Consider the following 13,799-nt stretch of genomic DNA (forward strand, 5'->3'; position numbering starts at 1 on the left):
GAAGTCAAGGATATGGACGCGGGCTTTTCGGCCCATCTGCAGATCGATGGGATTACTTTCGACGGCGAGGATGCCGCCCTCTTGCGGGCGATCGACGAGCAGGCGTCACTGAACGCCGCGGCCGACGCGCTGGGGCGCTCGTACTCGCGGGCTCACAATCGCGTGACGAAACTCGAAGACGCCGTGGGCTCGCTGGTCGAGCGCTGTCGCGGTGGTGCCGACGGCGGCGGTAGCGAACTCACCGAAGACGCTCGGGACTTACTGCGACAGTTTGCCCGGTTACAGGCCGCCATGGAGGGAACTGCCCGGACCGAGGAGGTGGCGATCGCGGGTCGCGTCCTCGACCGTGACGGCGAACTCGCCAGCGTCGAGACGGCCGCCGGGACGGTTCGCGCGCTGCTGTTCGAGGACGCAACGGACGTGGACGTGCTGTTCCGGGCCGACGCCATCACGCTCCACCGCCCGGACACGGCCCCGCCGGCCGCCGATACGAGCGCTCGAAACCGCTTTTCGGGGACCGTCAGCGCGATCGATTCGGGCGAGGTCATCGCCGACGTGGCCGTCGACATCGCGCCCGATCTGGCCCTCGAGGTGACTGTCACGCAAACCAGTGTCGCGAACCTGGGGCTGGAGCCGGGCGTCGCTGTCGTCGCGGCGTTCAAGGCGGCCGCGACGCGGGCCGTCCCGCGCTAGTGGCTTCGAACGACCCTCACTCTTCGAACTTCTGGAGCAGTTCCGCGTAGAACCCCTCGCCCTCGCTATCGGCCAGTTTCTCGACGATCAACTCCGGCGTCGATCGGGCCAGCGTGTCTTTTCGCGGCGTCCGATCGACCTGCAACTCGCCGTCTTCCAGCCCGAGTGCCTGAATACCGTCGACGCCGATTTCGCGATCGGCGGTCTCTCTAATCTCCCGGGCGAGGTGAGAGACGAACACGGCGGTCTGGTCGCGCTCAGCGAGGGCTTCGAGAATGCCAGCCATGATCTTCGCGCTCGCGCCTGGTTCGGTGATGCTCTCTAGCTCGTCGACCAGCACGAGCGTCTCTCGCTCGTCGGCGGCCTCGGTGACGAGGTCGCCGAACGACCGGAGCGTGCTCTCGAAGGCCCCGGCATCCAGGGTCCCCTGGGTCTTGGCGTGATAATGGAGCGTGTCGAATCGCCTGACTCGTGCCCGGTCGGCGGGTACCGGCAGCCCCATGTGCGTAAGGATCACGACCAGGGCAACCAGGTCCAGCGTCGAAGTTTTCCCGCCGCTGTTGACACCCGAGAGGAGCCGTACGCCCCCAACGGCATAATCGACAGGTTCGACGTCCGCGATCCCGACATCAAGCAGCGGCGACCGTCCCCCCTCGATCGTGATCCCGTCACCGCCGAGCTCGGGCAGCGTCGCTTCGAAGTCAGCGGCAAAGCGAGCGATCGCCAGTTCGACATCCAGTTCGAGCGCGCCGTCGACGAGTGACTCGGCAGGCTCGCGCATCGACGCCAGGTCGTTGGCCAGGTCGGTCTTGAGCCGCTCGGCTCGTCGATCACGCGCGGTCGTGAGTTCTTCACGGAGGCGGGAAACGACGCTCTCCTCGCGCTCGACGGGAAACGTGGGTTCGTCCGGGAACGCCCGCCGCGCGATGTCAGCCACGTCCCGCAACGCGAGGACGTCGATCACGTGCTCGCGGGCCGCCTCGACGGCGTCGTCGTACTCGTCGGCCAGTTCCCGGGAGAGCACCTCGTCGACCCCCGCACCGCGTTCGACGAGCGACAGCAGGTCAGCCCCCTCGATGGTGACGTCCTGGGCCTCGATCGCCTCTCTGAGCCGGTCGTTGGCGACCGATTCGGCCTCGCTCATCGCGGCATCGAGGTCATCGACGGCCGTCTGGAGTCGCCCCAGTTCGTCGTCGCCGGTCGGTGTCCCTTCCTCGTCCAGCCGATCGAGTGCGGTTTCGAGCGTGTCTAGCTCACAGGGCGCCCCAAGGTCGGCCGCCCGATGGACGTCGATCGCAGCGAGCAATCGCTCGCGATTGTGGGCAAAAAAGGCGAGGGGGCGCTCCGGGACGATCGATGCCGGGTCCTCGAGCGCGTCGGGTTCGACGCGAACGTCGCCCTCGACGTCCACCCCGACAAAGGAGTCATCCAATGCCACGACCGTCGAATACCCGCGGGCGAGTTCCGCCAGGTCGCGACTGTCTTCGATCACCTCGACGCTCAACTCGGGGATCGCCTCCCGTGCCAGGGCGTAGGTCTCGCCATCAGTGGTCGCGAGACAGCGGTCCCGGACGCGAACGTCGCCCGGGCGTTCGAGTGGGGCGACGCCCTCTAATGGGGCGAGGACCGAATCGTCGGGATCGCGTTCCATCGCCCGTTCGCTTACCTGACGTACCTCCTCGATCCGACTCTCGCTGGCGCTGGGATACAACGTCTGCAGGCGGGCAGCGGCGTAGTCGGTGACGGTCCGGTCTTCGAGCAGACCGAGGATCTCCCGGTAGACTTCCTGGGCGCGCGTTGTCGCGAGGAACTTCCCCTCGTCGTCGTGACGCCGTCGAATCGCTGCCCGGATGATCCGGGCGGCCCGGCCCTCGCCGATCCCTGGTGCGCGAGCGACCCGCGCGACGTCACCGGCTTCGATCGCGTCGGCGGGATCTTCCAACTCGGCCAGCCGTTCGGCGGTCTTCTCGCCGACGCCCGGGATCGCCCTCAGGTCCATCTATCGATGTCTCACGGCCCCGCGAGAAAAACCTCACGCCCGTCGACGCTCTGCCAGGCCACTATTTCGACGTGAGCCAGAGGCTTCGCCCAGTGAATCCACTGACTCGTCTCCCGGATCCTCCGCGGTCAGGAATTACCGTTCGCAGGTATCGACCCCGAGCGGCCGGTACAGGAGACACTATCGAGTCAATCCAGTTCCGAGCATGACGACGCCCGCAACCAGTGCGACAGCGCCGACGACCGTCCCCAGGCTTGACAGTGGACCTACAAATACGGCAGCTCCGACGACCCCGAGTACGATGCCGATTGCGATACGGACATTTCGATCCAGTAACCCGACGTTTGGCTCCATGCTATCAGGTTGTTCGGTGGCTCCCCTCTTACGTTTTTGGGGAATTCGGACAATAATACACGCGATATTCGACGCTGTCAATGAAATATTGGATGGGCACTTGCATCACTTACCCAAACTTCCTGCCGATTCTGGGGCCTGTCTCCAGGTGCAGATCACGGTTCGATCTCGACGTCTCTAAACTCGAAGCGCGCGCCGCCGCTCTCGCTTTCGGTCGCCCGTACCGTCCAGCCGTGGGCGTCGGCGATTTCCCTGACGATCGTCAGTCCGAACCCGGTGCCCTCGTCGCGCGTCGTAAAGCCCGGTTCGAACACCTGCTCTCGATTGTCAGCCGGGATACCCGGCCCGTCGTCTTCGGCGAAGAACCCCTCGCTAGATTCCAGCGTCCCGACGGTGACCGAAACGTCGGCTCCGCCGTGCTCGACCGCGTTGTGGAACAGGTTCTCGAAGACGTGCTGGAGGCGGTCGCGATCGGCTCGAATCTGTAATGACTCCGGGCCGGACAGCGAGGCGCGGCCGGTCGCTACGGTCTCCCAGCACTGATCGATCATCGAATCGACGTCGATCGGTTCGGTCTCCCCGACGGTCTTTCCCTCCCGGGCGAGGGCGAGCGTGTCCTCGATGATGGATTCCATGCGATCGAGCGACCGTTCGATCGCCCCAATGTGGTCGTCATTGTCGTATTCGTCGGTGAGGAGCTGGAGTCGTCCCTGGGCGACTGTCAGCGGGTTGCGCAGATCGTGGGAGATGACGCTCGCGAACTCCTCGAGACGGTCGACTTCTCGGGTCAACTGTCGTTCCCGTTCCTTGCGCTCGGTGACATCCCGTGCGACACTCAGGATCGCCTCCTCGCCGAAATACGAGACAAGACTCGACGTGATGTCGACCGGAGTCCGCTCGCCGGTCTTCGTGACGTGGACGGTCTCGAACGTCAAACTCCCCTGTTCGAAGATTGTCTCGATCCGATCGTCGATGGCTCCCGTCCGGTCAGCCGTATCGATGTCCCACGGTGTCATCCTGAGTAACTCACTCTTCTCGTAGCCCAGTTGCTCACAGGCGCTCTCGTTGACCGCGAGGAATCGACCGTCCATGTCGTGGACGAACACGGCGTCATTGATCGCGTGAAAGATGTCCTCGAAAGTCTCTAACGTCTCTTGTCGCTGTCGTTCCCGTTCCTTGCGCTCGGTGATGTCTTCCATCGACGCGACCACGCCCTGGATCGTGTCTTCCTCGCTCACCAGCGGGAAGTACCTGACGTCGAGCGCGCGTCCCTCGCCGTCGGGGCCGACTCGCTCGGTCTCGTAGGCGACGGTTTCGCCTGCCAGTGCCCGGTCGACGAGCGGTTTGATCTCTGCAAACTGATCAGGGCCGAGGACGTCCGCGATCGATTGCCCTGCGAGTTCTTGCCCCCCGAGGTCGTGGAACTCTCGGTAGTTGCCGTTCGTGAACAGGTAGGTATACTCCCGATCGATCGCCGCGAGTACGTTCGTCGAACTCTCGATAGCCTGTTCGTACCGGCGTAGTCGACGCTCGGTTTTGACGCGGTCGGTCACGTCCGACCCCGAGACGAGCAGCTGCGTGATCTTGTCCCCGTCGTCCCGGAGGCCGCTGACGTGCCACTTGATACAACGCATCTCGCCGTCCGCGGTTTCGATCGTGTTCTCGTGGACGTCGTATGCGCCGTCCCCGGACTCACGCACCGCCTCAAGCACTCTCTCGAGGCCAATATCGCTGTCTTCGGGCACGATCGTCTCGAACCAGTCGGCCCCGCAAAGTGCTTCCCGGTCGTACCCCAGGATCCGACACGCCCGATCGTTGAGACGCCTGACGGTCCCGTCAGCGTCGAGGACGACCATGGGCGTGGCCGCCCGTTCGAAGACTGCATCGACTACGCCGTCGTCCGTCGTCATTACTGGTTGTACGTGACAGACACCCATTAACCTGCCTTCGCGCTCGTCGCCTCCCGACGTCGTCGGCGAGCGGCGGTCGCTGTCCCGTTCCGTGTCACCTGGACGTGAGGCCAATACCTTCAGCCAGTAACTCGTGAGATCGCAACGCGTCGTCGTGATCGGCGACGACCTGCTGGATCATTACCTCCTCGACACCGACCCGATCGGCAAGCTGGTCGAGCAATCCAGCGAGCGTTTCCGGACTCCCCGAGATCGCCCTGGGCCACTCGCCGTCGTCGAGTGTGGCCGGCGTCGGGTCGGGGACGCCCCCAAGCTCGTTGATCGCCGTCTCGACGGTTGGCGTCGATCCGACGACGCCGCGTGCCATCCGCTGGAATGATGCCTCGGCGACTGCGCGCTTGCGTGCCGCCGCCTCGTCGGTCTCGGCCGCGATGGCGTTGATCGCGACCATTCCCGCAGGTTCGTCCAGGCCAGCGTCGCTTTCGGCGGGCTGGAAGTGCTCGCGGTACGCCTCGAAGGCCTGTGTCGCAAACCCCGGGCGGATGAACGCCGCAAAACAGTACCGCAAACCGAGTTCACCCGCGAGCGCCGCACTCGACGGGCTCGACCCGAGTACCCACGGCACGGGCGGCTCCTCGCCGGAACGTGGAATCTCCAGATCGCTGTACTGGTGCCCGTCGGAAAACTCGTCGTAGAGATGGGAGACGACTGCCTCGATCTTCTCGCGGTGGTCCTCGTCGGGGTTCTCGACGCGACGGTCGGTCCCGAGCGCGCGATCGGCGGCCGGCGAGCCGTTGGCCCGTCCCAGGCCGGCGTCGATACGACCCGGCGCGAGCCCGTCCAATGCACCGAAGACCTCGGCGACCTTGTAGGGGCTGTAGTGGTTGAGCAGGACGGCACCCGATCCGAGACGAATCGACTCGGTTTCGGCGGCGAGGTGGCCGAGGAGGACTTCCGGGGTCGTGCCCGCGAGGGTGTCGCCCATGGCATGGTGTTCAGCGACCCAGAACCGCGAATAGCCGAGTGCTTCGGCCTGCCGTGCGGCGGCGGCGGTGTTCGCGTAGGCGTCGGTCGCGGTGCCGCCCTCGGGGACCGGCGAAAGGTCTACCAGAGAGAGATCCATGGGAAGATATCGGGGACGCCGCGGGGTAATCGTTCTGGCACCGGCAGGTTCCGGGTACCAATCGTGGCCACTCCGGCCACCGAACGGGGGCAAGGGGGGATGGCCCGGGACAACGCACTTTTGCGCGTCGAACGGATAACGACGAGCGATGACCACGACCGAGCGGTCGATCGAGGAGAAACTCGCCGCGGTCCGGGCCGATCTGGCCGATCGCGACGGTGTCCTGATCGCGTTTTCCGGCGGCGTCGACTCCAGCGTCGTCGCCGCGATCGCCGCCGAGGCTCTCGGCGACGATGCCGTCGCCTGCACCGCCAAGAGCGAGACCCTCCCCGAGGCCGAACTCGAGGACGCCACACGCGTCGCCGAGGAGATCGGCATTCGCCACGATATCGTCACGTTCTCGGAACTCGATAGCGAGGCCTTCGTCGAAAACGACGGCGACCGCTGCTATCACTGCCGGTCGATGCGCCTGGAGTCAATGTTCGATCACGCGGCCGAACTCGAGATCGAGACCGTCTGTGATGGGACCAACGCCGCCGATCCCGGCGACGGCCACCGTCCCGGTCTCGAAGCCGTCGAAGAGCAAGACGCCTACTCGCCACTGCTCGAACACGACATCACGAAAGAGGAAGTCCGGGAGATCGCCCGCCACTACGACCTCTCGGTCGCCGACAAACCGTCGATGGCCTGCCTGTCATCGCGGATCCCCACCGGACTAGAAGTCACCGAGGAGAAACTGACCCGGATCGAAAAAGCCGAACGCGTCCTCCGAACGTGGGGCTTCGAGCAATTTCGGGTGCGCGATCACGACGGGATCGCCCGCATCGAGGTCGGTGAAGACGAACTCGAAGCCGCGCTCGATCCCGACTTCGTCGCCGCGGCCCGTGAGCACATCGGCGATCTGGGTTTCGAGCACGTCACGCTGGATCTGGAGGGCTATCAGACAGGGAGTGTGAGTCCGGCGGAAACGGACGAGACGACAGCCGCCAAGCAGGAGACGGACGTGTTTTCGGCTGAGTACCCGACTGCCGGCGATCAGTAACTTATTGCTCGATCGGGAGTCGTTCCGCCTCGTCCGGCCGTAGGTATCGCCAGACGGCCAACAGCACCTCGAAGACGACGATCAGGCCGACCGTCAGCGCCGCTGCGGTCGTCGGTTCGAGTGCCACGTCGGCCGCCCGGTCCAGCAGGAACGGATTCGGACTGGTGAGATAGCCGATCACCAGCGAGAGCAGCCACACCGGCGATCGAAGCCTGAACAGCGACACCCGGCCGGTGAACAGCCGCCGTCGCCACTTGCCGATCGGCAGGTACCGGCGGAGCAGGAACATCGCGAGTTCGTAGCCCGCGATGATCGCGCCGCCGACGACCAGCGGCGTCACGCCAAGGAGGTCGTTGCTCTCGATGAAGCCACGGACCAGGGCCGGGAGCGCCTCGTAGTAGCCGTCCGGAAGCGTGGCGCTGCTGGCGAGATACCCCGTCAGGCCGGCCAGGACCCAGGCGTAGGGCCGGCGAGCCGCCACGGCCCTGGGGGACGGCAGCAGTCCCTCGCTGCCCGTCCAGGAGAGCAACAGGAGCGTCCCCTCGAACAGGACGATCATGGTCGCGGCGACGATGAACGGGGCCATCCCGGTCGGGTCGGGGTTGAAGATGAACGCGATCCCGGCGAAGGCCGCCCAGAATAGTAGCCGCCGGTCGGCCAGCCACTGCCGGGAGGTGACGCCCATCATGATCGCCAACATCATGAACAGGGGAATCTGGAAAATCGCAGCGAAAAAGCCCATCATCAGGACCATCAGGTCGAACGTCTGGGTCAGCCCGAAGGCGATGTCGACCGCCCCCTCGGAGTAGTACAGGAAGTACGTGAAGATTGCCGGGAGGACGAGCAGGTACGCGAAGGCGACGCCGACCGCCGCCAAGACGAGACTCGTCGGAACCGCCGCGAGGTAGTAGCGGCGTTCCCGCGGGAACAGGCCCGGGCGCATGAACAGATACGTCTCGTAGACGAACGCGGGCAGGGCAATGACGAATCCAGCCAGTGTCGATACCTTCAACCGGGCGAATATCACCGCTAGCGGCGCGTATACCCGCGGGCAGGCGGGCTTGATCGTCGCAGCGTCGGCCATCGCCACGCCCGGGCCGGCACCGACATCGCCCATCACGCCCGTGACGATAGTGGCCGGCTGCCAGGGAACGGCACTCGTGGTCGGGCACAATTCGAAGCTCCCCGGCAGGAACGCGTACCAAATCGTGTTGATGATCTGCTCGCCAAACGGAAACACGACGGCGCTAACACCGGCCATCAACACGATAATGACGCCCAACCGCTTGACCATCTCCTCGACGTGTACTGCCAGGGGCATCTCCTGGTCGTCGGGGGCATGATCGGGGTCGATCTCGTCGGCGGGTGTGTCACCCCGATATGCGTCCCCGTCCGCGACGCCGGCCGCCGTCGGGCCGTCGTCATCGCCCGCAAGCTCCGCCGGATCTCGTCTTCGAGATGGCGGTTGCCCCGCCTCTTGGCCACCACGCTGGCCCTCTCGAGGACCGTGGGGCCGTCCATCAGTATCGTCCGTGTCGGCGGGATCGTCGGAATCGGCGCCAGCACCAGCCTCGCTCGGCAAACCAGCGTCGCCGTGGGCCGCTGGGTCGAGGTTCTCGTCTTCGTCCTCGGGATCCCATTCGACGGTCCTGAACTCGTCTTCGCTGGTGATTGTTCCATCGACGGGATCCGGCTCCATCGTCTCCATGTCGGTGACGCTGTCCTCGTCGATGAGTTCTTTAGCCAACTCCTCGCTTGGCTCGGTTACGTCGTCTTCACCGTCTTCGTCGTCGGATACGTCACTGTCTCCGGTATCCGCCTCGTCGGTGGTCCCCTCGTCAGCGTCCGCTTCGTCTCTGCCACTCGACACCTCACCGCTTTCGTCAGTGGACTCGTCACCGTCTTCGGGACCCGCATCCGCCGCAGCTTGGGCGGCGGCCTCGTTCCAATCCGCAGAATCCTCGTCTCCGGCCTCGCTGCCGTCTGCACGGTCCTGATCGCCCGTTTCCTGGTCGGCATCCTCGGAGCCATCGCCCGACGTATCGCTCCCATCGCCTGGGCCGTCTCCGTCGTCGCGTGGGTCAACGGTCGAGGACTCAGAACTGCCATCGTCGTCGAACGTCTCGGCTGAGTCGGTCTCCGCACGACGTTCGTCCCCGTTTTCGTCAGTGGTGGCCGCCGAGTGATCGGTCTCGTCATCGGGTCCGTTCGATCGCTCGGGGGCGGGTTCGTCCGCGGTGGCGTCGGATTCGTCGCCATCGGGGACGTCGCCGTCGGTCATCGTTTCGCCGGGTTAGCCCCCGGCTATTGTAAGCCTTCTTTTCGCTCCCTGGAAAGGCGATGGACAAATTGATAACAGCGAGTTCGTTACCACAACCGAACGGCTATGTCCGGCGCGATCGACGACGACACCCGTCGCACCCTCGCCAGCGGCCGGGAGACGCTGGGCGCAGTGCTGCGATCGGCCCAAAAAGACTTACAGAAAGTCTTTATCGCGTTCGTCCTCGGTCTCGTCGGCTCGATCTGGTTCCTGCGAACGTTCGCCTGGGAACGACTGAAAACCGACCTCTTCGCCCAGATGCCACCGGAGATTCGCGAGGCGACGCGTGTCGTCGCCGTCACGCCCTTCGACGTTATCCTTCTACAGGTGAAAATCGGCCTCATCGTCGGTGGACTGCTCGCAGTCCCGCTAGTGCTCTATTTCTCTCGTGACGCGCTTCGCCGCCGCGGCTATTGGCCACAGGCACCGATCGCTCGCTGGAAACTCGTCTTGCTGGCAACGGCCCTGGTCGTCCTGTTCGTCGGTGGCATCTTCTATGCGTACACCGTCTTCTTCCCGATCATGTTCTCGTTCCTGGCGACGAACGCGATCAACGCCGGGTTCACGCCGACCTATCACATCGTCAAGTGGGCCCAGTTCGTCGCCCTGCTGGCACTATCCTTTGGCCTCGCGGCCGAGCTCCCGCTGGTGATGAGTACGCTTGCCTATAGCGAAATCGTTCCCTACGAGACGTTCCGCGATAAGTGGAAGTACGCCGTCCTCGGCCTGTACGCCGGCGGTGCTGTGTTCACGCCACCCGACCCCCTGACACAGCTCATGTGGGCGACGCCGCTGGTCGGCCTGTATGCGGTCAGCCTCCGGCTGACGCGACTGGTCGTCGTGACCAAACGCTCCAGTGAGAAGATCGACGTGATGGCCGCGTTACGCGATCGCTGGAACGTCCTGGCCGGCAGTGCCGTCGTTGCCTTCGGTGCTACCTGGGCGTTTTTCGCCCGTGGGGGAATCGCTGCCGTCAACCGTGGCCTGGACGCCATACCCTACGACATCGGCGGAGTCCCGACGCTCGGTGAGGCATTCGGCGTCTCGAATGCCATCGCGTCGGCGCTGGTCGCAAGCATCGTTGCGCTGCTGGTCGTCGGTTGGGTCGCCTACCGGACCGTCTCAACACGGCTCGACGAACAGGCCGGGCTTGCGGCCCAGACGCTGGGTGATCCAAGCGCGATCGATCTGGACAATCTCGATGCGGCCGGCGTCGAGGCGGCACCGCCGGAGGCCTTCGAATCGCTTGCCGAAGAAGAGGCACTCGCTCACGCCCAGCGGGCGATGGACGAAGACGACCCCGAGAAGGGACAACTCATCATCGAGCGCTTCGACGAGGCAGCTGAACGGGCCGACCGAGACAGTGAGGAAGCCGAGGAAGCCGAGGATGGCAGCGTCGTCTCGGAGACGACGACCAACGTTGTCGATGCCTTCACCGAGGAGGAGACCACCGAGGAAGACATCGGCGGGTACTACTACGACATCGCCTTTATCGTCGATTCGCTCACCTCCAAGGCCTTCCGGGTGGTCGCGGTGTTCGGTACCGTCCTGGCGGCGGCGTTCATGTACCTCTACACCGGCGGGATCAACGACATCCGCGCGGACTTCGTCTCGCGGCTCCCGGAAGCGATGGCCGCCGACGTCGACATCGTCAATCTCCACCCCGTCGAGCACCTCATCTTCGAGATCAAGTTCTCGACGCTGCTGGCGCTGGTCGTCGTTGCCCCGCTCATCCTCTATTACATCTGGCCGGCACTGAAGGAGCGAGGGTATGCCACTGGCGACCGTCGCGTCCTGCTGGTCTGGGGCGGGTCGATCGTCGTCGGCCTCTCGCTTGGTAGCTATATCGGCTACAGTTTCGTCGCGCCGTCGGTCATCTCCTGGCTGGCTGCCGACGCCCTGAATGCACACATGGTCGTCGCCTATCGGATCAACAGTTTCGGCTGGCTGGTCGTGTTCACGACCGTTGGGATCGGCCTGCTCGCAGAGATTCCAGTGTCAATGTTGCTGTTCGATCGCGGCGGGATCGTCTCCTATCGGGCGATGCGCGAGTACTGGCGTGGGGTCATCATTGCCATCTTCGTGGGAGCCGCACTGTTGACACCGAGCGGCATGTTCTCGATGCTCCTGCTCGCCCTGCCGGCCGCGCTCGCGTACCTGTTCGGGCTGGCGATCCTGTGGGCCGTCACGCTCGGCGGTCGCCGTGGCGGCGGCCGACAGCGTCGCGTCGTCGGCTGAGACCACCGGCTCGCCCCGTCTTTGGCCCACTCGACACCCCAGGAACGCGAACTAGAGGGCAAAGACGAGTTCGAAGGTCACCGCGGAGGCGACCGTCGCCATCACGGGAACGACGTTCTGCATGAAGAGGACGCGACCGGTCGTCGCCGGGTCGAACAGATCCGATGCGTGTGGAATCTCCGCAGTTTCGCCTGCCTCGATCGGTTCCGGCTCCGTTTGCTCCGGCGCTTCGATGTCCGGATCACCGACGGTCGCCTCGTCCTTATCGGCGGCCAGGGCACCGACTGACATTCGGGGCGACTCCTGGCCGGTAACCGCCTTCTCTAAGGCGACGGCGCGGGTTGCACGCCCCCAGCCCAGACCGACGATGCAAGTGGTCGCGATCACGACGAAACTCGCAGGGATCTTGGCCGCCGACAGTCCGATGACGATCGAGGATGCCACGACAGCGACGACGATCGCTGCGGTCAGTGGCAGGTCGGTAATGTCGTTCCCGAGTGTCTCCATGGTGCGCCGAGCGATCGTGAACGTCCCGATTGCGACGGCGATCGATCCGACGACGATGGCGACATTCATGTCCAGTTCACCCGAGCCAACGAGTGGCGCGATGGCGTTGGCAATATTGCTCGTCCCTGAACTGAACGCCATCAGACAGCCGATCGCGATCAGGACGGTCGTCCCGATCAGTTCTCGACGGCTCGTTTCCGGCCCAGGGACAGGGTGGGGAACGAATCCGTCACGGTCGAGTGCCACGAGTGGCCCCTCGGACTGATCGATCGCGATCAATCGCCGGAGTCGAGGGTAGAAGTACCGACCGATCACCGCCGAGATCCAGAAGCCCAGAACCGGGGAGGCCAGCCACCAGGAGACGATCCCGCCAACGACCTCCCAGTTCAGGGATCCGGTTGCGATCCCAAGACCGGCAATGGCCCCGACGGCCGTCATCGACGTCGAAGCGGGGACCCCCGAAACGTTACCGAGCAGGAGCGCCCCGCCGATGAAAAATAACACGACGATGCTGACCGGCAGCGAGAAGACACTGGGATCGGTCAGGAGGTCCCGACCCAGCGTGTCGACGACGCGACGGCCGATGGTGAACGCCCCCAGGAAGAAAAACACGGACATCAGCGCTGCCGCCGTGACCTTGCCGATCGCTCCAGCGCCTACTGCCGGTCCGAACGCCGGCCCCGTCGTGGCACCGCCGACGTTGTACGCGACGAAACACGCGATCAGGACACCGACAACCAGTAGCACCTCAACCATACTGTCCCCCAACGAGACGTGTCTGGTGGCTGCATACCGGCGTCCACAATATCAATCGCTCGGTCAAGGAACGGCCGCGGACGGGGCGTTGCCACCAATGGACGAGACAAAATGAGGAGGGTGAAAGAATCGCCCAGTTCGGATCGCGATGCTAAAGTACTCCAGAGATAATCCCTGGGTATGCCCAAGGTTTATTCCATCAGGTAAACAACAGAAACTTAACCCTGCGGCTAGTAATGTAGGTTACAATGAGGTGCCAAAACCACAACCGATGACACTCATGTATGGCATTTCGAATACCGAATTTGAATATATGATTTTTGTCAATAGTGGTGGGGAGGATGCCTGAGAAGAAGCGAATCACCTTCGATGTTAGTAAGGAGCGCAAAGAGCGCTGGAGACAAGCACTGGATTCTGATCCTCATACGCAATACCTCTCCCAGTTTATTCGTCTCGCCGTTGAGCAGTACATCAATGACGATGGATCAGATGGTGCTGAACTACCCCCAGATTTAGAGGAGGATCTCCGGGATCTTACGGGTACTCAACAAACCCTCCTCCGGCGGCTCGATGAGATGCGAACCCAATTAGACGACATCCGCGAGTCCGTTGGCAGCACTACCAACCCGGAAGTAGAGGCTCTGGCAAATGACATCTTCCAGCAGCTGCCCCATGAGTCAACCATCAAGAGTGACAGTGTCCTTGAGCCAGATGGCTCTCCTCCAGGGACTGTTGATTGGCTTCAGGATCGAGTAGAGGCTTCTTCATATCGAATCGAAGCCGCTCTCAACCACTTGCAGTCAACCACCTACGCTGTTCACCAGTCTGACGATCAGTACTACAGAGATTCCTAATAG

10 protein-coding genes are annotated in these 13,799 nt (G+C 63.9%); 4 read left to right on the forward strand and 6 right to left on the reverse strand.

Annotation, left to right across the window (positions count from 1 at the left end):
- Positions 1 to 12 precede the first annotated feature (12 nt).
- Positions 13 to 693, forward strand: coding sequence for a TOBE domain-containing protein (locus HZR20_RS03825; RefSeq protein WP_181685268.1), 681 nt, complete (start codon positions 13 to 15; stop codon positions 691 to 693).
- Between the two features lie 16 nt (positions 694 to 709).
- Here the strand turns inward: HZR20_RS03825 and HZR20_RS03830 are convergent, their stop codons facing one another.
- The 4 genes from HZR20_RS03830 to HZR20_RS03845 all read right to left on the reverse strand — a co-directional run bounded on the left by HZR20_RS03830 (position 710) and on the right by HZR20_RS03845 (position 6,079).
- Positions 710 to 2,692, reverse strand: coding sequence for a helix-hairpin-helix domain-containing protein (locus HZR20_RS03830; RefSeq protein ID WP_181685269.1), 1,983 nt, complete (start codon positions 2,690 to 2,692; stop codon positions 710 to 712).
- A gap of 180 nt (positions 2,693 to 2,872) precedes the next feature.
- Entirely contained in the window at positions 2,873 to 3,046 is a 174-nt protein-coding gene (locus tag HZR20_RS03835; RefSeq protein ID WP_181685270.1) for a YgaP family membrane protein, read from the reverse strand.
- 155 nt (positions 3,047 to 3,201) lie between these two features.
- Positions 3,202 to 4,956, reverse strand: coding sequence for a PAS domain S-box protein (locus HZR20_RS03840; protein ID WP_181685271.1), 1,755 nt, complete (start codon positions 4,954 to 4,956; stop codon positions 3,202 to 3,204).
- 94 nt (positions 4,957 to 5,050) lie between these two features.
- Positions 5,051 to 6,079 carry an MsnO8 family LLM class oxidoreductase gene (locus HZR20_RS03845; protein ID WP_181685272.1) on the reverse strand — a complete coding sequence of 343 codons (1,029 nt, stop codon included), beginning with the start codon at positions 6,077 to 6,079 and terminating at the stop codon, positions 5,051 to 5,053.
- A 148-nt stretch (positions 6,080 to 6,227) separates the two neighbouring features.
- Here HZR20_RS03845 and larE point away from each other — a divergent pair, with 148 nt between their 5' ends.
- Entirely contained in the window at positions 6,228 to 7,121 is an 894-nt protein-coding gene (gene larE / locus HZR20_RS03850; RefSeq protein WP_181685273.1) for an ATP-dependent sacrificial sulfur transferase LarE, read from the forward strand.
- A gap of 1 nt (position 7,122) precedes the next feature.
- Here larE and HZR20_RS03855 read toward each other — a convergent pair whose 3' ends face one another.
- Positions 7,123 to 9,402, reverse strand: coding sequence for a twin-arginine translocase subunit TatC (locus HZR20_RS03855; RefSeq protein ID WP_181685274.1), 2,280 nt, complete (start codon positions 9,400 to 9,402; stop codon positions 7,123 to 7,125).
- Positions 9,403 to 9,507: 105 nt separating this feature from the next.
- Here HZR20_RS03855 and HZR20_RS03860 point away from each other — a divergent pair, with 105 nt between their 5' ends.
- Positions 9,508 to 11,679 carry a twin-arginine translocase subunit TatC gene (locus tag HZR20_RS03860; protein WP_181685275.1) on the forward strand — a complete coding sequence of 724 codons (2,172 nt, stop codon included), beginning with the start codon at positions 9,508 to 9,510 and terminating at the stop codon, positions 11,677 to 11,679.
- Between the two features lie 51 nt (positions 11,680 to 11,730).
- On the opposite strand, the gene HZR20_RS03865 is transcribed toward HZR20_RS03860, so the two are convergent.
- On the reverse strand, positions 11,731 to 12,942 hold the full coding sequence (locus tag HZR20_RS03865; RefSeq protein WP_181685276.1) for an inorganic phosphate transporter: 1,212 nt from the start codon (positions 12,940 to 12,942) through the stop codon (positions 11,731 to 11,733).
- 341 nt (positions 12,943 to 13,283) lie between these two features.
- On the opposite strand from HZR20_RS03865, the gene HZR20_RS03870 reads away from it, so the two are divergent.
- The gene (locus HZR20_RS03870) at positions 13,284 to 13,796 is read left to right on the forward strand and encodes a hypothetical protein (RefSeq protein ID WP_181685277.1); all 513 of its coding nucleotides are present in this window, start codon (positions 13,284 to 13,286) and stop codon (positions 13,794 to 13,796) included.
- The last annotated feature ends 3 nt before the right edge of the window (positions 13,797 to 13,799 follow it).

The organism is Halorhabdus salina (assembly GCF_013839425.1).
In the GTDB taxonomy this organism is placed as follows: domain Archaea; phylum Halobacteriota; class Halobacteria; order Halobacteriales; family Haloarculaceae; genus Halorhabdus; species Halorhabdus salina.